General features: G+C 70.5%; 16 protein-coding genes and 3 pseudogenes. 11 read left to right on the top strand and 8 right to left on the bottom strand.

Annotated elements, in window-relative coordinates; translation table 11 throughout:
• The first annotated feature begins 78 nt into the window (after nucleotides 1–78).
• The gene (locus ACZ5DS_RS34650) at nucleotides 79–618 is read left to right on the top strand and encodes a DUF6328 family protein (RefSeq protein ID WP_468246506.1); all 540 of its coding nucleotides are present in this window, start codon (nucleotides 79–81) and stop codon (nucleotides 616–618) included.
• Here ACZ5DS_RS34650 and ACZ5DS_RS34645 read toward each other — a convergent pair.
• Complete coding sequence (locus ACZ5DS_RS34645) at nucleotides 538–1,563, bottom strand: cation diffusion facilitator family transporter (protein WP_468246504.1); 1,026 nt, start codon at nucleotides 1,561–1,563, stop codon at nucleotides 538–540. The genes ACZ5DS_RS34650 and ACZ5DS_RS34645 overlap by 81 nt on opposite strands.
• A gap of 272 nt (nucleotides 1,564–1,835) precedes the next feature.
• Between ACZ5DS_RS34645 and ACZ5DS_RS34640 the strand changes: the two genes are divergently transcribed.
• Nucleotides 1,836–4,106, top strand: a complete 2,271-nt coding sequence (locus tag ACZ5DS_RS34640) for a SpoIIE family protein phosphatase (protein ID WP_468246501.1) — start codon at nucleotides 1,836–1,838, stop codon at nucleotides 4,104–4,106.
• Nucleotides 4,107–4,181: 75 nt separating this feature from the next.
• Here the strand turns inward: ACZ5DS_RS34640 and ACZ5DS_RS34635 are convergent.
• A pseudogene (locus ACZ5DS_RS34635) lies at nucleotides 4,182–7,137 on the bottom strand (HAMP domain-containing protein).
• A gap of 330 nt (nucleotides 7,138–7,467) precedes the next feature.
• A pseudogene (locus ACZ5DS_RS34630) lies at nucleotides 7,468–7,565 on the bottom strand (LLM class F420-dependent oxidoreductase); the annotation flags it as partial.
• A 990-nt stretch (nucleotides 7,566–8,555) separates the two neighbouring features.
• Here ACZ5DS_RS34630 and ACZ5DS_RS34625 point away from each other — a divergent pair.
• The 5 genes and pseudogenes from ACZ5DS_RS34625 to ACZ5DS_RS34605 all read left to right on the top strand — a co-directional run bounded on the left by ACZ5DS_RS34625 (nucleotide 8,556) and on the right by ACZ5DS_RS34605 (nucleotide 12,199).
• On the top strand, nucleotides 8,556–8,975 hold the full coding sequence (locus ACZ5DS_RS34625; RefSeq protein ID WP_468246499.1) for a CBS domain-containing protein: 420 nt from the start codon (nucleotides 8,556–8,558) through the stop codon (nucleotides 8,973–8,975).
• 121 nt (nucleotides 8,976–9,096) lie between these two features.
• The gene (locus ACZ5DS_RS34620) at nucleotides 9,097–9,885 is read left to right on the top strand and encodes an alpha/beta fold hydrolase (protein WP_468246497.1); all 789 of its coding nucleotides are present in this window, start codon (nucleotides 9,097–9,099) and stop codon (nucleotides 9,883–9,885) included.
• Complete coding sequence (locus ACZ5DS_RS34615; RefSeq protein ID WP_468246494.1) at nucleotides 9,882–11,276, top strand: hypothetical protein; 1,395 nt, start codon at nucleotides 9,882–9,884, stop codon at nucleotides 11,274–11,276. The genes ACZ5DS_RS34620 and ACZ5DS_RS34615 overlap by 4 nt, the downstream gene beginning before the upstream one ends.
• A 159-nt stretch (nucleotides 11,277–11,435) precedes the next feature.
• Nucleotides 11,436–11,834: pseudogene (locus tag ACZ5DS_RS34610) on the top strand (uracil-DNA glycosylase family protein); the annotation flags it as partial.
• Nucleotides 11,831–12,199: a low affinity iron permease family protein gene (locus tag ACZ5DS_RS34605; protein ID WP_468246492.1), complete on the top strand. Its 369-nt coding sequence runs from the start codon at nucleotides 11,831–11,833 to the stop codon at nucleotides 12,197–12,199. The pseudogene ACZ5DS_RS34610 and the gene ACZ5DS_RS34605, both read left to right, overlap by 4 nt.
• Before the next feature lie 119 nt (nucleotides 12,200–12,318).
• Here the strand turns inward: ACZ5DS_RS34605 and ACZ5DS_RS34600 are convergent, their stop codons facing one another.
• The 5 genes from ACZ5DS_RS34600 to ACZ5DS_RS34580 form a co-directional block, all read right to left on the bottom strand.
• On the bottom strand, nucleotides 12,319–13,203 hold the full coding sequence (locus ACZ5DS_RS34600; protein WP_468246490.1) for a universal stress protein: 885 nt from the start codon (nucleotides 13,201–13,203) through the stop codon (nucleotides 12,319–12,321).
• A gap of 107 nt (nucleotides 13,204–13,310) precedes the next feature.
• The gene (locus ACZ5DS_RS34595) at nucleotides 13,311–13,520 is read right to left on the bottom strand and encodes a hypothetical protein (RefSeq protein WP_468246488.1); all 210 of its coding nucleotides are present in this window, start codon (nucleotides 13,518–13,520) and stop codon (nucleotides 13,311–13,313) included.
• A 546-nt stretch (nucleotides 13,521–14,066) separates the two neighbouring features.
• The gene (locus ACZ5DS_RS34590) at nucleotides 14,067–14,222 is read right to left on the bottom strand and encodes a hypothetical protein (RefSeq protein WP_468246486.1); all 156 of its coding nucleotides are present in this window, start codon (nucleotides 14,220–14,222) and stop codon (nucleotides 14,067–14,069) included.
• Nucleotides 14,223–14,418: 196 nt separating this feature from the next.
• A complete protein-coding gene (locus ACZ5DS_RS34585; RefSeq protein ID WP_468246484.1) occupies nucleotides 14,419–14,745 on the bottom strand; it encodes a zinc metalloprotease in 327 nt (108 codons plus the stop codon).
• Complete coding sequence (locus ACZ5DS_RS34580; RefSeq protein WP_468246483.1) at nucleotides 14,739–14,966, bottom strand: hypothetical protein; 228 nt, start codon at nucleotides 14,964–14,966, stop codon at nucleotides 14,739–14,741. The genes ACZ5DS_RS34585 and ACZ5DS_RS34580 overlap by 7 nt, the downstream gene beginning before the upstream one ends.
• 228 nt (nucleotides 14,967–15,194) lie before the next feature.
• On the opposite strand from ACZ5DS_RS34580, the gene ACZ5DS_RS34575 reads away from it, so the two are divergent.
• The 4 genes from ACZ5DS_RS34575 to ACZ5DS_RS34560 all read left to right on the top strand — a co-directional run bounded on the left by ACZ5DS_RS34575 (nucleotide 15,195) and on the right by ACZ5DS_RS34560 (nucleotide 21,191).
• Nucleotides 15,195–17,906, top strand: a complete 2,712-nt coding sequence (locus ACZ5DS_RS34575; protein WP_468246721.1) for a SpoIIE family protein phosphatase — start codon at nucleotides 15,195–15,197, stop codon at nucleotides 17,904–17,906.
• A gap of 315 nt (nucleotides 17,907–18,221) precedes the next feature.
• Complete coding sequence (locus ACZ5DS_RS34570) at nucleotides 18,222–19,361, top strand: ABC transporter substrate-binding protein (protein ID WP_468246480.1); 1,140 nt, start codon at nucleotides 18,222–18,224, stop codon at nucleotides 19,359–19,361.
• Between the two features lie 497 nt (nucleotides 19,362–19,858).
• Nucleotides 19,859–20,617, top strand: coding sequence for a hypothetical protein (locus ACZ5DS_RS34565; protein ID WP_468246479.1), 759 nt, complete (start codon nucleotides 19,859–19,861; stop codon nucleotides 20,615–20,617).
• Nucleotides 20,607–21,191, top strand: a complete 585-nt coding sequence (locus ACZ5DS_RS34560) for a DinB family protein (protein WP_468246478.1) — start codon at nucleotides 20,607–20,609, stop codon at nucleotides 21,189–21,191. The genes ACZ5DS_RS34565 and ACZ5DS_RS34560 overlap by 11 nt, the downstream gene beginning before the upstream one ends.
• Nucleotides 21,192–21,224 lie beyond the last annotated feature (33 nt).

Raw genomic sequence — 21,224 nt, 5'->3', positions numbered from 1 at the left:
GCCTGCGCGAGGTGTCCGCCCGCATACGCATGTTCGCCCGATGATGGTGTATGACGCGGGGACCAAGGAGGGAATGCGGTGGAGCGACGCACGGATTCCGTTGTACGGGGTCGCCATGAGACCGAGGAGGAGAGGGCGGACCGGCGGTGGGGCGAGCTGCTCCAGGAAGTGCGAGTGGCTCAGACCGGCGTCCAGATCCTCTTCGGCTTCCTGCTCACGGTGGTCTTCCAGTCGCGTTTCGCCGCGCTGTCGGACACCGACCGGACCGTCTATCTGGTGACGGTGGTGTGCGGAGCGGCCGCGACCGGCGCTCTCATCGGGCCGGTCGCCGTGCACCGCATCCTGGCCGGTCTGCATCTCAAGGCACAGACCGTGGACTGGGCCGCCCGGCTGGCCATGACGGGCCTGCTCCTGCTGCTGTGCACGATGGCGAGTGCCCTGCTCCTGATCCTTCGGGTGGCAGGCCTCGGCGCGGCGGCGGGCTGGATCGTCGCCGCGATGGTCCTCTGGTTCGTGCTGTGCTGGTTCGCCATCCCGCTATGGGCCCGGGCTCGCGCCGCCGCGACCGAGGATGCGGGAGAGCCGGCTGCCCGTGACAGGGGCGGTGACAGGGGATGAGGGTGGGCCCTCCTCAGGTCCGGGCGCCTCGGTGATGTCCAGGAACACGTGGTCGGCCTGCGGCCACCGCGCGGTGATCCGCCGCTTGAGCCGGACACAGACCAGCTCGACCTCCTCGCTGTCGAGCCCCGGCGTCAGGTCGACGCGGGCGGCGACCAGCATCGAGTCCAGTCCCAGTCGCATCGTCAGCAGCGCGGCGACCTTGTCGATCTCGTCCTGCGACGAGAGGAAGTCACCGATCCGGTCACGCAGCTCCGTCTCGACCGCCTCGCCGATCAGCTGGTCCCGCGCCTCCCAGGCCAGCCGATAGGCCACGCACACCAGCAGGAGTCCGATCCCCATGGAAGCGCCGGCCTCCCAGGCCACCTGCCCGGTCACCAGGTGCAGCGCGATACCGACCCCCGCGAGGAGCACACCGGCCACGGCTGTCGAGTCCTCCGCGATCACCGTGCGCAGAGCCGGGTCGGCCGCGCCTTCCCGGTGCCGATGCGCCTGGTGCAGGGCGCGGACCAGGGAGACACCGTCGGCCAGCAGCGCCACCCCGAGCACCGCGAGCCCCGCCAGGTAGCCCTTCAGCGACTCCTGCTGGTCCGTTCGCAAAGCGTGCACGCCCTGGTACACCGAGAAGCAGCCGCCCATGACGAAGATCCCCACCGCGGCCAGCAGCGCCCAGAAGTAGCGCTCCTTGCCGTAGCCGAACGGATGACGCTCGTCGGCGGGGAGCTTGCTGCGGCGTACCGCGATGAGCAGGAACACCTCGTTCAGGCTGTCCGCGACCGAGTGCGCCGCCTCCGAGAGCAGCGCGGGCGATCCCGTGAAGAGCCCGGCGACCGCTTTGGCCGCGGCGATCACGAGGTTGGCTGCGAGGGCGACGAGGACGGTGACCCGCGTGCGTACGTCCCGGGCCGTGGAGCCCCGAGCGCGCTGCCCTTCCGTGCCCGTCACCAGCGCAGCCCTCCAGCCTGCCGTGCGGTCCTCGGGTTCCGCGTCGCTCCAGGGACGTGGGGCGACCCGGCGGAGGTCCGGGCCCTCCGCTTCGGCGAGGATCCGGCGCCGGACGCCAGGGACCCGGCGTCGGCCTCTCGTCGGCGAGTGCCCCGGTGAGCGCCGGTCATGCGGGTCACGGAGCGCCTCGGTGGGCAGCTCGGGCGGGTAAAATCCGGAGACGTACGAGCGCCTGCTCCGGACGCCCGCGCGACGGCGGAACGGAGATCGCCGTGACCCTTTCTGCAAGGCCCCTCGGGGCGTCCGCCGACCGGGCCGATTCCGGATTCGCCGGCCTCGCCGCGGAGAACGAGCGGCTCCGGGCCGACTACGCGCGCCGCCACCTGATCGATCTGGCCACGGGCGTTCTCGCCGTCCAGCTCGGGGTCTCCACCGCCGACGCGTCCGCCCACCTCGAAGCGCTGGCCCAGGCGACCGGACTCTCGCCCGCGGATCTCGCCGCGGACGTCGTGAACTCGGTCGCGGCGCCGGGCGACCCGCCTGTCGTCCCGAGCCCTGTCCCGCCGTTCCAGGCCCGGCACCAGCGCCGCACCGTCGCGGCCGCCGAGGCGACGGACAGGGTCGGTGACGCGGCCCGCACGCTTCTGGAGGGAGCCCTCGGCCCGCTCGGGGCCGACAGCCTGTGGCTGTGGCGATCGGCCGCCTCCGGCAGCCTGAGCCTCGCCGGGCACGCCGGGGTCGGGGCCTCGGAGGCCGCGTCCTGGCGGTGGATCTCGCCGGCCTGTCCCGAGCCGTTTCGCACCGCCCTTGCCGACAGCGTTCCCCTGTGGCTGGAGAACGGGCCGGCCCAAGGCTGCCCGTTGCCCGGCGCACGGGCGGACGCGGCGAGGGCCTTGCTGCCCCTGAGACGGCAGGGCGAGACGGTCGGACTGGCGCTGGTGGGCTGGCCGGGGCCCACACCGCTCGACACGACGGTACGGCGCGCTGTAACCGACTTGATGGGCATGGCGGTCACCGTCCTGGACCGCCCGGACACCGCACTGCCGTCCGTGCCGGTGCTGGTCGATCTCCTCGACGCCCTCACCCACCCTGCGGCACTGCTGCGGACGAGCGACACGACCGGGGCCGTGATCGTCGAACACGTCAACGGGGAGGCCGTCGCCGCCGTCGGGGGTGCGCTCTCGGCCGACGAGAGGCACCTGTCGCATGTCTTTCCGCTGACCCACCAGGCCCTCACCCGGCTGGTCAGGCAGGCCCTGCGCAGCAGCCGTCCGCAGCAGGCCGCCCGGTTGCCCGCGATCGCCCGCACCGAGCCGGGCGAGGCGCCCGCACCGCTGGTGGACGTCCGGGTCCTGCCGGCCGGGAACGAGCGCTCCGTGCTTCTGTGGAACACCGTGACCGAATCCGGCCTCGCGACCGGTCGAGCGGTTTCCCGGCTGCAGAGCGTCGCCACCTTCCGTGACAGCCTGACCGGCGGCGGGACCGTGTGGTCCGAGCAGGCCTACGGCATGTTCGGCCTGGAACGGGGTGACGCCCCGGTGCCCCTGCTGGCGCTTCGGGGACGGATCCACCGAGAGGACGACGGCGCGCTCACGGAACTGCTTCGCTCCCTCATGGAAGGCAGGACGGGCGCGCAGTCCGTGCTGCGCATCGTGCGCCCGGACGGGTCCGTGCGACATGTCCGGGTGGCTGCGGAGCCGCTGCTCGACGGGACGATGGTCACCGGTTTCGTCGGGGTGTACCAGGACGAGTCGGCGATCCACCGCACGGAACTCGCGCTCAGTGCGACCTTCGACCGCCTGACCGTGGTCCGCGGCCAAGCGGAGCTGCGGCACCGCCTGGCTCTCCAGCTCCAGCAGGCCATCGTTCCCGAAGTGCCCGGTTTCCAGGAGCTGCCCGGTGGCCTGGTCGTCGCCGCTCGCTACCGTCCGGCGGCGGAGGAGTACCGGGTCGGAGGCGACTGGTACGACGTGCTGCCGCTGCCGGACGGCAAGGTGCTGCTGGCCGTCGGCGACATCGCCGGGCACGGGATCGACTCCGTCACCGGCATGGTCGCGCTGCGCAATGCCCAGCGGGCGCTCGCCTTCACCGGCCGGCCGCCCGGACAGCTGATGGGCTGGCTCAACGAGGTCACGCTGCACACGGGGGGCGGGATCACGGCGACAGCGGTGTGCGCCCTGTACGACCCGGACGCCAGGGACCTCGCCTGGTCGAGTGCCGGGCACCTTCCGCTCCTGCTGCTCCGGGACGGCCGGGCGCGACTGGTGGAGACCGCTCACGACACTCTGCTCGGCGCGGTGCCGTCGTTCCGCTATCAGGAGCGCCACATCGCGCTGCGGCGGGGGGACACGCTGCTTCTGTACACGGACGGACTGATCGAGCGGCGGCACGACGGGCTGGACTCCGGGCTCGCCCGCCTCGTCGAGGCGGTGGAGGAACTCGCGGCCGGCGGGCGTCTGGGGCTGCTGGTCGACGGACTGCTCGGGCTGGCCGTGGGGGACACGGACGACGACACGTGCATCGTCGCGGTCGGGGTGCGGTGACCCGCGGACGGTCCCGGGGGCGCGACCGGGCGCCGGAGAGCTCGAGGACGAGGGACCGCGCAGCCACGGGTGCCTTCACCTCGCCAGCCGGAGACGGACCATCGAGAGCAGTTCCGCCTCGTCGACCGGCTTGGCCAGGTAGTCGTCGGCGCCGGCCTCCAGAGCCCGGGCACGATCGCCGGGCATCGCCTTCGCGGTGACCACGATGACCGGGAGATTGGCCCGGCCCGGGAGCTTGCGGATCTTTTCGATCGCCTCGTACCCGTCCATCCCGGCCATCATGACGTCCATCAGCACGAGCGCGATCTCGTCGTGCTCGTTCAGCACCTCGATGGCCCGGCGTCCTCCGTCGGCGGTCAGGACCTGCAGTCCGTCGGTCTTCAGAACCTCTGTGAGAGCGAAGACGTTGCGGTGGTCGTCGTCCACGACCAGCACGGCCACGCCCGGGGGCGCCGCGGAGACGATGGGGCCGGCAGGCTCCGGGAGCATGCTCTCCCGGGCACGAGGGGCCTTGCTCGCGGCAGTCGTGGCCGGTGTGAGCAGTGGCTCCGTGCGCTCCGGGAGGTAGAGGGTGAAGCGGCTGCCGCGGCCCGGTGCGCTCTCGACCCCGATGGCGCCGCCGATGAGCGTGGCGACCTCCCGGCTGATGGAGAGACCCAGTCCGGTGCCGCCGTAGCGGCGCGCGGTGGTGCCGTCGCCCTGCTGGAAGGCCTCGAAGATGTGCCGGAGACGTTTCGCGGGGATGCCGATTCCGGTGTCGGTGACGCGGAAGGCGAGTACCGGTTCGGCACCGCGCAGATCGGCAGGCGTCTCGGTCGCGTCGGCGTGTTCGACCGTGAGCGTGACGCTCCCTTCGTCGGTGAACTTCAGCGCGTTGGAGAACAGGTTGCCCAGCACCTGACGCAGCCGCGCCTCGTCGGTGGTGAGGCGCTCGGGTACGTCTTGCGCCATGGAGACGGTGAAGTCGAGCCCGCGTTCCTCCGCGACGGGACCGAAGGTCGTCTTCAGATGCTCCAGGAGGTGGGACAGGGCGAACGGCTCTGGTCGGACCTCCATCTTGCCGGCTTCCACCTTGGACAGATCCAGGATGTCGTTGATCAGCTGGAGCAGATCGGAACCCGCCGAGTGGATGACCTGGGCGTAGTCGACCTGCTTCTGTGTCAGGTTGCCTTCGGGGTTGTGGGCGAGGAGACGTGCCAGGGTCAGCAGGCTGTTCAGTGGCGTCCGCAGTTCGTGACTCATGTTGGCCAGGAATTCGGACTTGTACATCGACGTACGCGACAACTGCTGGGCGCGGGCCTCCAGTTCCTGCCGGGCCTGCTCGATGACCTGGTTCTTCGCCTCGATGTCCTTGTTGCGTTCGGCGAGGAGCGCGGCCTGCTCCTGCAGTTCGGCGTTGGACCGCTGGAGTTCCTGCTGCCGGGCCTGCAACTCCTCGGTCTTGGAGCGGAGTTCGTCGGCGAGATTCCTCGACTGGGCGAGCAGTTCGTCGGTACGCAGATTGGCCACCAGTGAGCTGAGCACGGCTCCGGCACTGACGACGAACCGGTCGAGGAAGTCGCGGTGCAGGGCGGTGAAGCTGTGCAGGGCGGCGAGTTCGACGGCGCCGAGCACCAGGTCCTCGACCACGATCGGGAGCACGATGAGCGCCGTCGGCTCTGCCGAGCCGACGGCGGAGGAGACGGTGGCGTACCCAGGGGGCACCGGATCGACGAGGAGGGCTCGTCTGTCGTGGGCGGCCTGGCCCACCAGGCCCTGGCCGACGCGGAACCGTCGCGGCGAGCCGGAGCCGGGTGGCTCCGGGAGCCCGTACCCGGCTGCCATGACCAGTTCTGGTCCGTGCGCGCCCTCTTCGGCCACGTAGAAGGCGCCGTACTGGGCCGATACGAGCGGCGGCACCTCCGCCATGATCAGTTCGGCGATCTCGGGCAGGCTGCGGGTGCCCTGGAGCAGTCCTCGCCAGATTCGTCTGCAGCCATTGCTGCTCCTGGTTGGCGCGGGTCGTCGCGCGCAGCGACTCGACCATCGCGTTGATGTTGTCGCGCAGTTCGCCCACCTCGCCGGGGGCGTCGGCGGTGATGGAGCGGGTCAGATCCCCCTCGGCCACGGCGCTCGTGACCTCGGCGATGGCCCTGACCTGCCGGGTGAGATTGCCGGCCAGCCCGTTGACGTTGTCGGTGAGGTCCTTCCAGGTCCCGGACACCCCGTGGACGGTGGCCTGGCCGCCCAGTTTCCCCTCCGTGCCCACTTCGCGCGCCACGCGTGTCACCTCGGCGGCGAACGACGACAGCCGGTCCACCATGGTGTTGATCGTGGTCTTGAGCTCCAGGATCTCGCCGCGTGCGGCGACGTCGATGCGGCTGGTCAGGTCGCCCTGTGCGACGGACGTGGTGACCTGGGCGATGTTGCGTACCTGGTTGGTCAGGTTGTCGGCCATGAAGTTGACGTTGTCGGTGAGGTCCTTCCAGGTCCCGGACACCCCGCGGACGGTGGCCTGACCGCCCAGCTTGCCGTCCGTACCGACCTCGCGTGCCACGCGGGTGACCTCCTCCGCGAAGGACGAGAGCCGGTCGACCATGGTGTTGATCGTTTCCTTGAGCTCCAGGATCTCGCCGTGCGCGTCCACCCGGATCTTCTGGGTGAGATCGCCGCGGGCGACGGCGGTCGCCACCTGAGCGATGGAGCGCACCTGCAGGGTGAGGTTGTCGGCCATCGCGTTGACGCCGCTGATGAGCTCCTGCCAGGCCCCGTCCGCCCGCGGTTCCCGCACGCGGCTGCCGAGCAGTCCCTCGTCGCCCACCTCTCCGGCGACCCGCGTGAGCTCGGAGGTGAGGAGGGAGAGCCGGTCGACCATGTCGTTGTAGACCACGGCTATGTCGCCGAGGGTGCCTCCGCAGTCCTCGGGGAGATGAAGGGCGAGATCCCCGTCCCGTACCGCGGTGAGTCCGGTGAGCAGTCGGTGCAGGCCCTCCTCACCGGGGTCGGCGGCCGCCGGGGCCATGCCGAGGTGTGCAGATCTGCGCTTGGCCATGAGGCACCTCGTACGAGCGGGCGACGCGTGTGCGGACAGAGCTGATCCCGAGGTGGCCACGCACCGCGTCTCCACTCTAGGACCGGTCCGGAGCTCCGGCTTCCCGGACGATGTCCGCCTCCGAACCAGACGGTCTTGCCGCCGTGACCTCCGGGTACGTACCCCCAGCGCGACGCGAGCCGCCGGACCGGATACAGCCCGTGCCGTGCCGATCTGGTTGACGCAGACGGTGTCGAATCCGGCGTCCACGCAGGCGTCAACTGCCCGGGCATGCGTGTCCGGATCGTCCCTGCACGGTACGGACGTCGGCTAGGCATCCCCGAGGGTGTGCTCGGACAGGGCACCGATCACCGACCACACGAACGGCTCTGGCCCTGCTGGTCGTTCCACGGGTGGTAGTGGTCCAATATCCAGAGGCACTCGAAGCCTTCCGATGAGATCCAGCCGCCGCAATGGGCTCCTCCCCGAAGTGCGCTCCGGTGGGCGTCACCACCGCCGAGCGGCGAATCCCCTCCCAGTCGAAACCGCCCTCGAAGAACTCGGCAAGCTCGTCGTACCCGACCTCGTGCGCGGAGGTCGCCACCAGCAGCACGCCCGCGAACACCCCCTGGGGCTCGGGATCGTGCTCTCCAGGAAACGCAGCACATTCACGCCGCCGATGCTGTGCCCGACCAGCACGGGTACGGGAACCAGACGCTGTCGGCGCTCGCGCCCTAGCCGTGCGACACGACCCACCCAGGCTGCCGGCCACATCGACCAACTGCTGCACGGACTCCGTACGCGCGACGCGGAGTAGGCCGTCAGCGGCTGCCCGGCCCCGCCGCTGTCAACTCGCCCGGGTGGACAGCGAGCCGGCCAGCCAGGTGACGCGTGGCATCGGGGTGCCCGAACCGCCCGACGGGAGGGGGACGGCGTCCAAGCAGTGCTACTAGCCCGTACGCATAGCCCGTACGCAGTCGGCCGGGGAGGTTGCCGGAGGGTGGACGGCCGACAGGGCAAGTCGACACGAGAGAGTCTGGCCGGCGAGGGCGCGATCGTGGAGGTGCCGGCAGCGACGCACGGCACCGGGCCCACGGCCGACGGGAACCGTGCGCCGTCGACGCGGGCACTGGCGACCGTCGCGTGCGTCGGGAGTAGACGTGTTGTCGGCCCTGGAACCGGGGGGCGTGCGCCTGTCCTGCGCGTCGCACCGGGTGGTGGCCGGCCAAGGCGTGGTCACGGACGTCGCCCCGGACACCGCCGGCCCGGAGTTCACGCGGGCACTCGTGGCCGCCGTCGCGGCACACCGCCACCAGAGCCAGCGCCAGTGCGCTGCTGAACGGCCCGGCCGGTGCGGCGTCGCACAACAGTTGCCGGGGTACTCGGGGAGCGGGATGTCGGACAGGCGTCCTCCCGTACTCGACTTCGAGGGAGGAACCATGACCCAGCAGGTTCGCGAGATCATGACGACGGACCTCGTCACGGTGGACCCGCTGACATCGGTGGTGAACGTCGCCCAGCTGATGCGCCGTGACGACATCGGCGACGTGTTGGTGGTCGACGAGGGCCACCTCGTCGGAGTGGTGACCGACCGGGATCTGGTCATCCGCGTCATGGCGGAAGGCGGCAACACCGGCGACCGCACCGTGGGAAGCGCGTGCAGCAAGGACCTGGTCACCGTGGCCCCCGACGACGACGTCGACCAGGTCATCGGACTGATGCGTGAGCGGGCGGTGCGCCGGGTTCCGGTGGTCGAGGGCGACCACCCCGTCGGGATCGTCTCCTTGGGAGACCTGGCCATCGAACGCGACCCCGGCTCAGCGCTCGGCGACATCAGCGCGGCGCGGCCCAACGAGTGAATCGAGGCACTGACTCGAGCGGCGGGCCCTCCCTTGCGGGTGGCCCGCAACTCTCGGGCAGCCGCGCGCAAGGAGCCCGAGGCCGAGCCGGACGTCGAGACGGGCGTGAAGCATGCAGCGGATGACTCAGGAGGTACGAGGCACCCCGATGGTCGCGTGGCGGGAGCCCGGACGACGGCCGCCGGTCGTGTGCGTGCACGGCGCCGGTGTCTCCAGCCGGGAGTTCCGGCCCTTTCAGCAGGCGCTCGCTCCTCACCATGACGCATGGTCCGTCGACCTCCCGGGCTTCGGAGCCAGCGCAGGACCGAAGCGCCCGCTCGGACTGCGCGCACTCGCCGACTCACTGACCGAGTGGCTGACCGCCGCCGGTCTTGACCAGGTGGTGCTGCTCGGCTGCTCCTTCGGCTGTCAGGTCGCCGTCGATCTGGCCGTCCGACGTCCGGACCACATCACGGGCCTGGTACTGGTGGGGCCGACCGTCGACCCCGCAGCCCGCGGTTTCCTCCGTCAGGTGCTGCGATGGACACTCAACGCACCCCAGGAACGGGTCTCGATGGCGCCGCTCAACCTCGCGGACTACCGTGACGCCGGACCCCGCCGACTGGTCAGTGTGTTCAACGAGTCGCTGCGCGACCGCGTCGAGGACAAGCTGCCGTACGTTCCCATGCCCACCTTGGTGGTCCGGGGCGCCCGTGACCGGATGGTTCCTCAGGAGTGGGCCGAGGAGGTCACGCGGCTGCTGCCGGAGGGACGGCTGGCCGTCGTACCGGAGAGCGGCCACATGGTGCCCTATCGGCGGCCGCATGCGGTGGCCGGTCTCGTCAGGCACTTCCTTGCCGGGGATCAGTTCAGGGCGGCCGCCGCGCGGGCCGACGACGGACGGCCCGATCCAGGGAGGACTGCTGGGTGAAGGCAGCCAGAACCGTAGCGTCGTTCGACTCGGCCACCGGGATGCTGCGGGCGCTGTCCCGCTTTCTCGAGGGGCGGGACATCCCGGCCATCGGCCAGGTGCCTGCAGTCCTCGAGACGCCGCTGTCCGGGCTGCTGGGCGGCCTGAACCGGCTGCCGGCAGCGGTCCAGGAACGCGTCTACGCCGTGAGCGGCTGGGCCGAGGCCATCCCGTCCCGCCGGGCAGGCGAGGTGTGTTCGGAGGCACTGGCCGCATGGATCACCGGTCACTATCCCGGGCGCCGCTACCCGGTGATCTTCGTCGGGTCCGCCAACGGCGCCCTGGTCCATCTGGCCGCGGCACTCGACGCCGCGTGGCTGCCGCAGACGCTGCTCGTGCCCGTGCGTCGCCGTGGCGTGGCCCCGGACGACCCGCGCGGCGACCTCGACGCCGTCCGCGACGCCGGACGGGCCCTGCTCGCGGCAAACCCGGACCTCGTGCTGCACCACATGCACGATCCCAACCAGGACCGTCTGATGATCGCCGGCATGACCTACTTCCGGGTCAAGTGGGTCCGGCTGCCGCAAGCGTATCGACGCTTCATCCGCGACCACCTGGCGCCGGGCGGTCTTCTCGTCGCCGTCGACTGCACCCTGAGCTGGCCCACTACGACCGTCGACGAACGATACGTCTTCCAGTTCGGCGCCCTCGGCGACGCCACCCCCGAGGAGTACCACCAGGGTGGCCCACGCGTCGCCGACCTGCTCACCCGCTACGGCGCCCCGGTGCGCCGCTGGGACCCGCCGGCCCCCGACGGCGACAGTCCCGAAGCCGAGTGGGGTCTGCAACCCGCGCTCGTCGACGACATGTCGGCCTTCGCCCGGCGACACCGACTCCACCTGGACGTCCTGCGCTTCGACAGCCCCCAGCGGCTCAGCCCGGCCGTGGCCGACCTCTGCCGCAAGGCGTACGCCGAGCGCGGGGTGCCCACGGGCCGCCTTCTGGTCGAGTCGTTCCTGCTCCTCGATCCGCGGCAGACGCTGCGCACCGCCTCTGTGCCGTACTGGACCGTCTTCGGTACCGGGGCCTCCCGTGCCGGGCTCGAAAGGTACCTCGACACCACCGAGCCGTACGACGAGATCCGCGTCCTGCTCTTCAACCACGGAACCGAGTCCATCGGTCTGGCCGCGGCGAAGGACTGGCAGCGTACGGCCGCCCGCGCCCGCAAGATCGGAGTCCTGACCGGCGTGGATGCCGCCGCGTACCCCCGGGACTTCGCCAGTCTGGTCCGTTCACATCAGGAACTGAGCAGAATCCGTGCGCGGTGGCCGCTGCCGCTCCCCCTGGGAGTCGACGCGGTCGCGGAGGTTCTCACCGGACGCGAGGAGATCACCTGGCAGCATCTGGGGTGAACTGTCCGGGACGGAGGCGTTTCACCCATGAGGTGGGTCGGTCCAGCCGAGGCAGTCGTGCGGATGGCGCTGCGCCGTCCTCTGAGTTCGCTCTGCCCTGTGGGGGTACTCGCACGAGTAGTCCGTAGCCCCACCTGGTGACCGGCGCGGGCCTCACACCCCGGAGGCGGCAAGCGCCGAATCCACAAGCCGCCAACCCTGCGCGAGATGACCGCCTGCCGGCCCTGGCTCGTAGCCGAGCTGCGGGTCGTGCCACCGAAGGCGGTCGTCGCGCTGGGCGGGACGGCGGGCAAGGCCCTGCTCGGCTCGGGATTCCGGGTGACCGAGCAGCGCGGCGCCGTGCTGCCCTGGCCCGGCCTCGACGACAGCGGCGACGGAAACGGCACGGGCGTGGCCGACGAGGGGATCATCGGGCTGGTGGCGACGATCCACCCGTCCGCTGTCCTGCACGCCGACGACCGCTCGGCGGTCTACGACGGCCTCGTCGCCGATCTGCGGCTGGTCGCGGACATCCTCGCGGACGGCGACGGGCGCGCCCGGAGAGACGAGGGCCGATGACTTTCCCGCACCCCGCCGACCGGGGCGGCGACCGACGTCGCACGTTCGAACGATTCGCCGAGGGCGCGTCCATGTTCACCAGCTCCCCTGTGTTCTTCCTGCTGTGCCTGGTGCTGGTCACGTGGATGGTGATCGTCCATGCCGCCGGGCTCGGCACGGAGTGGCAGGTGCTCGCCGGGGACTGCATGACGGCCGTGACGCTGCTCCTGCTCGCCCTGCTGAAGAACTCGGAGCTACGGGCCGAGCGCGCCATCCAGCGCAAGCTGGACGCCATCGTCGCCGCCCTGCTCGAGGCACAGGAGGGCTCGCCGGGCAAGGCGCAGGAGGACCTCAGAGCCGCCATCCGCATGGAGGAGGAGATCTGACGAGAGGATCCCGGCCCCGAAGAGGCGCTGGACACCCTCGATGTCGTGGATCCCAAGGAATGCCGGGACCTGCCGTTTCGCGTTCCGGCGTGAGTCCCCTCCTTCCGGAGAGCCGCGGGCTATTGGTCGTGCTGGTAGGGCACGGTGATGACCGGGCAGTGCGCGTGGTGCAGTACGCCTTGACCGACGGAGCCCAGCAGCATGCCGGTGAAGCCACCGTGCCCGCGTGTGCCGACGACCAGGCCGAGGGTGTCTTCGGACGCCTTGGTGAGGACTTGTACCGGGTGGCCTCTCACGACCTCGTGGTGCAGTTCCACCTCCGGACGAGCGGCGGTACGCGCCGTAACCGTCTCCGACAGCAGCCTGCGGCACTCCTCGACGGCCGCGTCCTCGTCCAGGACTCCGAGCCGCGGAGGGTGCCACACGTACAGAGCCCGCAGGGCCGCGCTGCGCAACGCGGCCTCCTCGAGGGCGAAGTCGACGGCGCCGGCGGACTGAGGGCTGCCGTCTACCCCGACCACAAAGTGTGGCTGCAGCTGCCCGCTGTGTTCCGGCTCCGGTACGACCACCACGGGGCACGGCGCGTGGGCGATGAGCGGCACGCTGACGGCGGCGGAGGTGAAGAGTTCCTGGGCAGCACTCAGGTGCCAGGAACCGACCACGACCTCCGTGGCGTTCTGCGCCTGCTCCCGCAATACCCACGCTGGGTGCCCCTCCGCCAGCAGCCCGGACACCCGCACCTGCGGATGCCGGGACTCTACGAAGGCGACCGCCTCCTTCAGCACCCGATCCCCTGTCGCGTGCAGTGCCTCGTTCCACTCCTCCCAGGACGGCCGCCCGCCCGTCGGCCGGTACCCGGGGGTCGGCACGTTCTGCGCGAGGACCAGCAGCAGGGGCAGGCGGCGCCGGTGCGCCTCGTCGGCGGCCCAGGCGAGCGCCGTGCGTCCTCCCGGTTCGGGGTCGACGCCGACCACGATCGGTTTACGTCCCTGTACATGTGTCATCGACGACTCCCAGCGATCTCTTCGACGACGGCAGGCAACCCCGGTGTCGGCCGGTACTGGTGCCGGCCACAGCGGCCGACTCCGTCTCCTGAGGCGCGACTCTGCGGCTACAGGCCCTGGGAGAGGAGGAGTTCATGGGCGAGTCGCGCGCCGCGTTCCGCTTCCTCCGGCGGAACGTCCTCCGACGGGATGTTCTCCAACCCACGGGCGAGTACCCGAACTGCCTCGGCCAGGGTCGCGACCTGTGCCTCCAGTCGGCTCAATCGGGCCTCCGGCTCGGGCGCGGCACTGGGTTCAGGGGATCGGTTCTGCGTCATGCTGTGCTCCCTTACGGGGTGGGTGACGGGCCGGGCCGTTACTCGCCGGGGCGATCAGGCTGTAGCGCAAATGGCGACTGAGCACCGCACGGCATTGCCACTCTGAGCGACCGTCAGGTCACGGCCCGCGCGCCGTCGGGCCGCCGCCCTGCCTGCGCGTCTTCGGGCGGGCGGTGTTCGACACCGGGAGCGGTCGGCTCGATCGGAGGTGGCGAGAGGGCGTGGCCGGCACCTGCCCGGCCGCGTATCGCATGTGCTGCACGAGGTGCATGCGCCGGCTTCTCTTTCCTGCCCTTGGTCTCCATGCTAGGGCGGACCGAACTGGTTGGCAGCCGCGCCACAGCACGGCGCGCGAACACCACAGGCTGAGGACCACCTCCGGCGACACCCGCCGGGAGCAGCCGCCGATGGCCGCACAGGACGCGGTACGACGGCTGCGCACCACGCGCACAGGCTGCACATCGTGCCCGATGCGACCCACCTCTTCTGTGCAGCCGTGACACAAACCGGCGAGAGAGGACCGACCGGGAGGACACGATGCGGAACTCAGCGTGGTCCCGGCACCGTCCTGAGGCCCGCGCCCGGTGGTGCGGTCGAGGAGAGCCAGGTGATGACGACCCGGCTGACGTCGGAACCGGTGACGATGCCGACGACGCGGCCCTGCGCCAATACCAGGGCCCGGCGGGCCGGGCTCGCATCCAAGGTCGGCAGGAGCTGGACCTAGGAGCCGTCGGGACCCGGCGGTGGGGATGTCGGCGAGAGGCACCATCACGGTTTCGCACCGCCGGCAGGATGTCGATGCCCGCCAGCCAGGCCAGCGCCTCCACCAGCAGAACCGGGCCGCGCAGCGCGTGAGCCCACCAGGCGAACAGGGTGAAGACCCCGCCCGGCAGAAGGCTCACCAGCGGCCCGACACCGGCGATGCGCAGTCCGCCGCCGGGGTGGGTGCCTCGCCGAGCAGCCACAGCGTGATCTCGTCACCGCCGACCCCGTTGCGGCGGGCCACCATCACGTGGCTGATCTCGTGGGCCGGCAGGGACAGCAAGAACACCACGGCCGTCGCCAGACCTGTCACCCAGTAGGCCCAGGCCGGACTACCCGGGTGGGCACGGGGCAGGCGCCCCTCGGCCGACCCGAACGCGATCAGCGCGAAGATGACCAGGACACTCACGTGCACCCCGACGCGGATGCCCGCGACGCGGCCGAGCGAGAAGGTCTTCACCATGCGGCAGGCATGCGCCGCCGAATCCACGGCGACTCGGGCAGTGCGGGGGAGCGGGTGAACAGGAGGGACCCGGCCTGGGCACGCTGCAGGCCGGTGACGGCGGGCGAGACGCCTTCCGGCTTGTGCGGGTGGTGGGCCGTGTGGGCCTGGAACGTGTCGACGTGGCGCCGGCCCTCGGCGCTCGGCTGCCTGTCCAGGCGGGCCGGCAGATGGATCGGCATGTGTTGACCAGGACCGCAGCCGACCAGGAGTCCTCCGGTGCTCGCTCTGTTCGTCGTGCAGCAGATCGGCACCGAGGGAGGGGGAGCTACGGTCCCCCAAGAGCGACGGAAAAAGGGGGAATGTAGTGACTTTCAGGTCAAACTGGATGTGTGGTGTCCGATGCGCCCGGGAAGACCGGTCCCCCCGGTCGGCGAGAGACGTCACCTACGCTGTGGCGCCTGAGCTCCCTGCTGAGCGTGCGCAGCGTCGCCGGGCAGTTCTTCCTCCTGCAGCTGGTCCTCGTGCTGCTGCTCGCCGCCGCCGCGCTGCTGGGCCTCGTCGTGCAGGCCCGGCGCGACAGCGTGGCCGATGCCGAACACCGGACGCTGGCCGTGGCGCAGACGTTCGCACACTCCCCGGGGATCGTGGCGGCATTGGACAGCCCCGACCCGACGGCGGTGCTGCAGCCGCAGGCCGAGGCGGCTCGGAAGACAGCGGGCGTCGATGCCCTCGTCGTCTACCGGCTGGACGGGGTCACTCTCACGCACAGCGATCCGCGGCAGATCGGGAAACACGTCATCGGGCCCTACGCGGAGGCGGCAGCCGGCAAGCCGTTCACCAGCACCTTCCAAGGGTCCCTGGGGCTCTCCGTGGTCTCGGCGGTACCCGTCAGGGCCGCCGACGGATCGGTGGTCGCCATCGTCGCCGCTCCCGTCACGGTCGAGAGCGTGCAGCACACGGTGGACCGGCAGCTGCCCGTCCTGCTCGGCGGCACTGCCGGTGCCCTGGTCATCGCCGCAGGCGGGGCGGGCCTGGTGAGCCGCCGGCTGGGGCGGCAGACCCATGGCCTAGGCGCCACCGAGATGACCCGGATGTACGAGCACCACGACGCGGTGCTGCATGCCGTGCGGGAGGGAGTGCTGATCATCGACGCCGACGGCCGACTGCTTCTGGCCAACGGCGAGGCACGGCGGCTGCTGGACCTGCCTGCGGACGCGGAGCTGCGCCACGTCACTGATCTCGGGTTGGAGAAGGACCTCGCCGAGCTGCTGGCGTCCAACCGCCCGGTCACGGACGAGGTGTACTTGAGGGGCGACCGGTTCCTGGCGGTCAACAAGCGCCCCACCGCACCTCACGGACCGGAAGGCAGCGCTGTGACGCTGCGGGACACCACCGAGCTGCAGGCCCTGTCCGGCAGGGAAGAGGGGGCGCGCCAGCGGTTGAGTCTGCTCTACGAAGCCGGGATGCGGATCGGCGCCACGCTGGACGTGCAAGGCACTGCCGAGGAGCTGGCAGAGGTGGCAGGTCCCCCGTTCGCCGACGTCGTCACCGTCGAACTGCTCGACCCGGTGCTGCGCGGCGCTGAACCCCTCGGTGGGACCAGCCAGATGCGCCTTGTCGCGGTGACGGGTCTGGACGGCGACGGGCTCCTGCACTCATTGAGCGAACTGAGCCGGCTCGCAGCCGACCGCGCCGTCTCCACGGAGTCGGCGGACGGCCGAGCGGTTCTGATGAGGGACCTGGGCACCTTCGACGTCTGGCGGGCCCGGTACCCCGAAGACGCCCGGCGGGTCCTCGATCACGGCATCCACTGCCTGCTCGCAGTCCCGCTGCAGGCCCGAGGGGTGGTACTCGGGATGGCGGCTTTCTGGCGGACGAACGCCTCACCCTCGTTCGAGGGAGAGGACATGGCCGTCGCCGAGGAGCTGGCCGCTCGGACAGCGGCGTCGATCGACAATGCCCGCCGCTACACCCGTGAACATGCCAGGGCCGTCGCCCTGCAGCACAGTCTGCTGCCACGTGGACTGCCCGAGCAGCCCGCCCTGCAGGTGGCCTACCGCTATCTGCCGGCCCGGTCCGGGGTGGGCGGGGACTGGTTCGACGTCATCTCCCTGTCCGGTGCCCGGGTCGCGCTGGTGGTCGGTGACGTCGTCGGCCACGGCCTCCATGCCGCGGCGACCATGGGCCGGCTGCGCACCGCCGTGCAGAACTTCTCCGGCCTGGACATGCCCCCCGATGAGCTGCTGGCCCGGCTCGACGAGCTGGTGGCCCACATCGACGCCGAGGAAGCGGCCGCCGGAGAGGACGGGCCGGGGATCATCGGCGCGACCTGCCAGTACGCCGTCTACGATCCCGACTCGGGGCAGCTGAGCATCGCCACCGCGGGCCATCCGGGACCAGCGGTGGTCGCTCCCGACGGAACCGTGGACTTCCCCGAAGTGCCCGTTTCCCCGCCGCTGGGGCTGGGCGCCGGGCTTCCGTACGAGAACGCCGAGCTGATCGTGCCCGAGGGGTCCCGGCTGGTGCTGTACACGGACGGCCTGATCGAGGACCGCGAGCGCGACGTGGACGTCGGCCTGAGGGCCCTGCGCGCCGCCCTGACCGGGCCCGACCGTACTCCGGAGGACACCTGCGCGGTGGTGATGGCGGCCATGCTGTCCGCCCGGCCCAAGGATGACATCGCCTTGCTGGTGGCCCGCACGCGTCGACTCGATCCCGGCCGGGTCGCCGAGTGGCCGGTGCCCCGCGACCCGGCGGCGGTGGCCCCGGTGCGCAGCGCCTGTGCCCGTCGGCTGACGGAGTGGGGCCTGGAGGAGATCGTCTTCACCGCCGAACTCGTCCTCAGCGAGCTGATCACCAACGCCATCCGCTACGGCACCGAGCCCATCACCGTCCGGCTGCTCCACCTGGAGCCGGTTGACGGCTCCACCGCGGCCACCCTGATCTTCGAGGTCTCCGACGGCAGCAGCACCGCGCCCCGGCTGCGCCGGGCGAACGTCACCGACGAGGGGGGCCGCGGACTGTACCTGGTCGCCCAGTTCACCCAACGCTGGGGCACCCGCTACACACCTCATGGCAAGGTGATCTGGGCAGAGCAGTCCCTCGACCAGGGCGGCACGCCGGTGGCGGAGGCGCTCGGCGAGATCTCGTTCGACGAATGGGACGACACCGCGTCGTGAGGGGACCGCGCCGACGGCGTGGCAGCGCTGCCGGCAGGCGTTCTCGGCTGGGAACCGGCCATCGAAGCGTGCGGGTACCCTGACTTCGACGACCACTTCGTCGGGGAAGCAGACCCACGAAGTCCGGGAGGTCAGGCCGGGGGCCCGCAGTTCGGCCCGGACGTGCTGCGCAGCCGTACGCGCGGAGACGGCGGCGGCTCGACGCAGCGCGGCGCGGTGGCGCCGGTCGACCACTCCGGTGACGCCACCGGACCGCCGGCAACCGAACGGTCCCCCGGCGAGGCCACTCGTTCCCTGCGCATCCCTGGAGGCGCTGTGACCACACCCCGTGCCCGAGCAGCGGCGGTTCTCGGCTGCTCCGCACTCGTGGCACTGGGCTTGAGTGCCTGTGGGAGTGCTCCTGCCGCCCGGCCAGAGAAGCCGTCGCTGGCCACGTCCGCCGAGAGCGCCGGCGGCATGCGCACGCTGATCGCGGCAGCGCAGCAGGAGGGGGAGGTCACCACGATCGCGACTCCGCGTGACTGGGCGGGGTACGGCGGCCTGATCAAGGGCTTCGAGAAGAAGTACGGGATCAAGGTCACGCTCGACCGTCCGTTTGCCCACAGCGAGGACGAGCTCGATGCCATCAGGAGCGGCCGGAACCGTTCCAAGCCCCCCGACGTGATCGACGTGGGCGACACGTTCGCGCGGGCTGCGGCCAGGCAGCATCTGCTGGCGCCGTACAGGGTCGCCACCTGGGACTCGATCCCCGACAGTCAGAAGGACCCGCAGGCCCGTTGGTACAACAACTATGGGGGCTACATCTCCATCGGCTGCGACGCGAACCTCGTCAAGCCCTGTCCGCAGACCTTTGCCGATCTGCTGAAGCCCGTGTACAAGGGCAAAGTCGCGCTCGAGGGCCCCCCGCCCCGGTCGGAGGCCGGCTTCGCCGGCGTCTACGCGGCCGCGCTGGCGAACAACGGGTCGTTCGGCAACATCGCGCCGGGTCTCGACTTCTTCGCCGAGCTGAGGAAGACGGGCAACTTCACCCCCGTCGACTCCACCTCGGCGGCGGTCGCGGACGGGCGGACACCCATCAGCATCAACTGGGACTACGCCAACCTCGGCTACGCGGACCGGCTCCGCGACAAGGGCGTGGACTGGCGGGTCTCGATCCCCTTCGACGGCAGCTTCGCCCAGTACTACGCGCAGGCGATCAACAAGAACGCCCCGCACCCGGCGGCCGCCCGCCTGTGGGAGGAGTACCTCTTCAGCCCGGAGGGCCAGAACCTCCGGCTCCACGGTTATGCCCGCCCGGTGCTCATGGATGCCATGAAGCAGGACGGCACCCTCGACGAGGCTGCCGCTGCACGGCTGCCGACGGTTGAAGGGACACCGCAGTTCCCGTCCGACGCGGAAGTGGAGAAGGCGAAGGAGACGGTCATCAAGGACTGGCCGAAGACCGACTCCGGCTGACAGGCCGGTCACCGGACGCCCACAGCGAAGCTGTGAACGACACGCAGGCGAGAACCCTCCGAGGGCCTTCGAGCGGAGCCGCTCAGTCTGCTCTGGAATTCCGGAGTCTGCCCGATGCCGCTCCCGTAGGTCAGTACGAGCGGCGCTCCTGCGGGCCCGCGCCTGCTCGGGCAGCCGCAGCGACCTCACCCTCGCCCCGGTCGGAGGACGAGTACCGCCGTGGCAGGCCCCTTACGCCGGCGCCGAGGTCGTTTGATTCATCAACTTGCGGACATCGGTCCTGCCGGCCGGCACTGGATGGAGTCTTCCACGCAAGAACCTGACTACCTGTCAGTGGGGCGGCAGGTTCAGCGCACCCGGCCCCGCGGTTTCAGCGGTACAGCCGGCAGCTCGGGCGCAGGCAACGGATCCACCCCTACAAGATCCGGTACCGGTCGGCGGCCGGCAAGCAGGTGGAGGAGTCGGGGTTCACGGACCGCGACAAGGTCATTGGGCGTTTGACAGAGATCTACAACGAGAAGAAGGCGGCACCGCAGGCTCAGTCGAAGGCGGAGCGCATCCAGACGCACGGCACGATGCGGTTCGACGAGTACGTCGAGGAGTGGAAGGCCGGCCAACGTCATCTGGCTGTCGCGTCGGTTCGGCACGTCGACTCGCTCTTGGAGCACCACCTCTACCCGGCGCTCGCCAGCCGACGGATGAACCCCCTCGATCACAAGGTCGTTGACGGCTTCATCCGCACCATGAAACGCAACGGCGTCGGTCTGGCTACCCGGTCCAACGCCTTCGGCAAGCTGCGCTCGGTCCTCCTGGACGCACATCGGCTAGGGATCTTTCCCGATAACCCGGTGGCCGGCGTCAAGCCGCCGCAGTACGACCCGGCGCGCGCCGTGATCCCGTCCCCCGAACAGGTCATCCCGTCCACCCACTGGGGCATGGACAATCAGTGGCGGCGAATCAGGGCAGCGGGCAAGGTGGACATGCCCGAAGGGATGGTGCTCTACGGGAACCGTCACTTCTTCGCGTCGAACTGCCTGAGCAACGGCATTCCGATCACGGACGTCGCCGAGTGGATGGGGCACAAAAGCCTCGACGTCACGTTCAAGATCTATAGGCACCTGATGCCAGGATCGATCAGCACGGCCGCCAGGGCGGCGGCCATGGCCAGGCCTCGGCTCTGCCAGTCGTTGCGGACCACGTGCGGGATCTTGAGACCACGAGCAGCCCATGGCAGGCTCATGCCGCATGATCGATGAATTCGCGAAAGACAACCTGCACGGGAGACTGCGGCGGGACCGCAAGGCGCTGCTCTGGAAACTCGACGGCTTGTCCGAATACGACGCCCGCCGACCTTTGACAGCGACCGGGACCAACCTCCTCGGCCTGGTCAAACATGTGGCCACCGTCGAGGCCAGGTACTTCGGCGAGGTCTTCGACCGCCCTTCCCCGGAACCGCTGCCCCGGTGGCAGGACTCCGACGGCAGCGATCTTTGGGCGACCGAGGACGAGACCCGCGATCAGATCATCGGGTTCTACCGGTGTACGTGGGAACACTCGGACGCGACGATCAACGAGCTTCCCCTCGACGCCCCCGGCCACGTGCCGTGGTGGCCGGAGCCTTATGCCGACACGAACCTGTTCGCCGTCATGGTCCATGTCCTTGGCGAGTCCATCCGGCATGCCGGGCACGCCGACATCCTGCGCGAGGGCCTCGACGGCCGGACCGGGTTGCGCGCCGAACACGAGAAGCAGATCGACGAGGAAGCCCGTGCAGCCTACTGCGCGAAGATCGAGCAGGCCGCCAGGTCGGCCGCACCAATCAAGGCTTAGAGGTTGTCTCACGTGACGTGATGTTCGTGCGGC

This window comes from Streptomyces sp. NPDC031100 (assembly GCF_055570785.1).
Note: the sequence above shows the minus strand (reverse complement) of the source record. Positions and strands in the feature narration are given on the sequence as shown.

Bases quoted from the DNA above. Each gene is read 5' to 3' on its own strand.
- ACZ5DS_RS34585 (WP_468246484.1), bottom strand. From the start codon at position 14,745: ATGGTGAAGACCTTCTCGCTCGGCCGCGTCGCGGGCATCCGCGTCGGG.
- ACZ5DS_RS34595 (WP_468246488.1), bottom strand. From the start codon at position 13,520: ATGACGCAGAACCGATCCCCTGAACCCAGTGCCGCGCCCGAGCCGGAG.
- ACZ5DS_RS34580 (WP_468246483.1), bottom strand. From the start codon at position 14,966: ATGCCGATCCATCTGCCGGCCCGCCTGGACAGGCAGCCGAGCGCCGAG.
- ACZ5DS_RS34620 (WP_468246497.1), top strand. From the start codon at position 9,097: ATGACTCAGGAGGTACGAGGCACCCCGATGGTCGCGTGGCGGGAGCCC.
- ACZ5DS_RS34625 (WP_468246499.1), top strand. From the start codon at position 8,556: ATGACCCAGCAGGTTCGCGAGATCATGACGACGGACCTCGTCACGGTG.
- ACZ5DS_RS34605 (WP_468246492.1), top strand. From the start codon at position 11,831: ATGACTTTCCCGCACCCCGCCGACCGGGGCGGCGACCGACGTCGCACG.
- ACZ5DS_RS34600 (WP_468246490.1), bottom strand. From the start codon at position 13,203: ATGACACATGTACAGGGACGTAAACCGATCGTGGTCGGCGTCGACCCC.
- ACZ5DS_RS34560 (WP_468246478.1), top strand. From the start codon at position 20,607: ATGATCGATGAATTCGCGAAAGACAACCTGCACGGGAGACTGCGGCGG.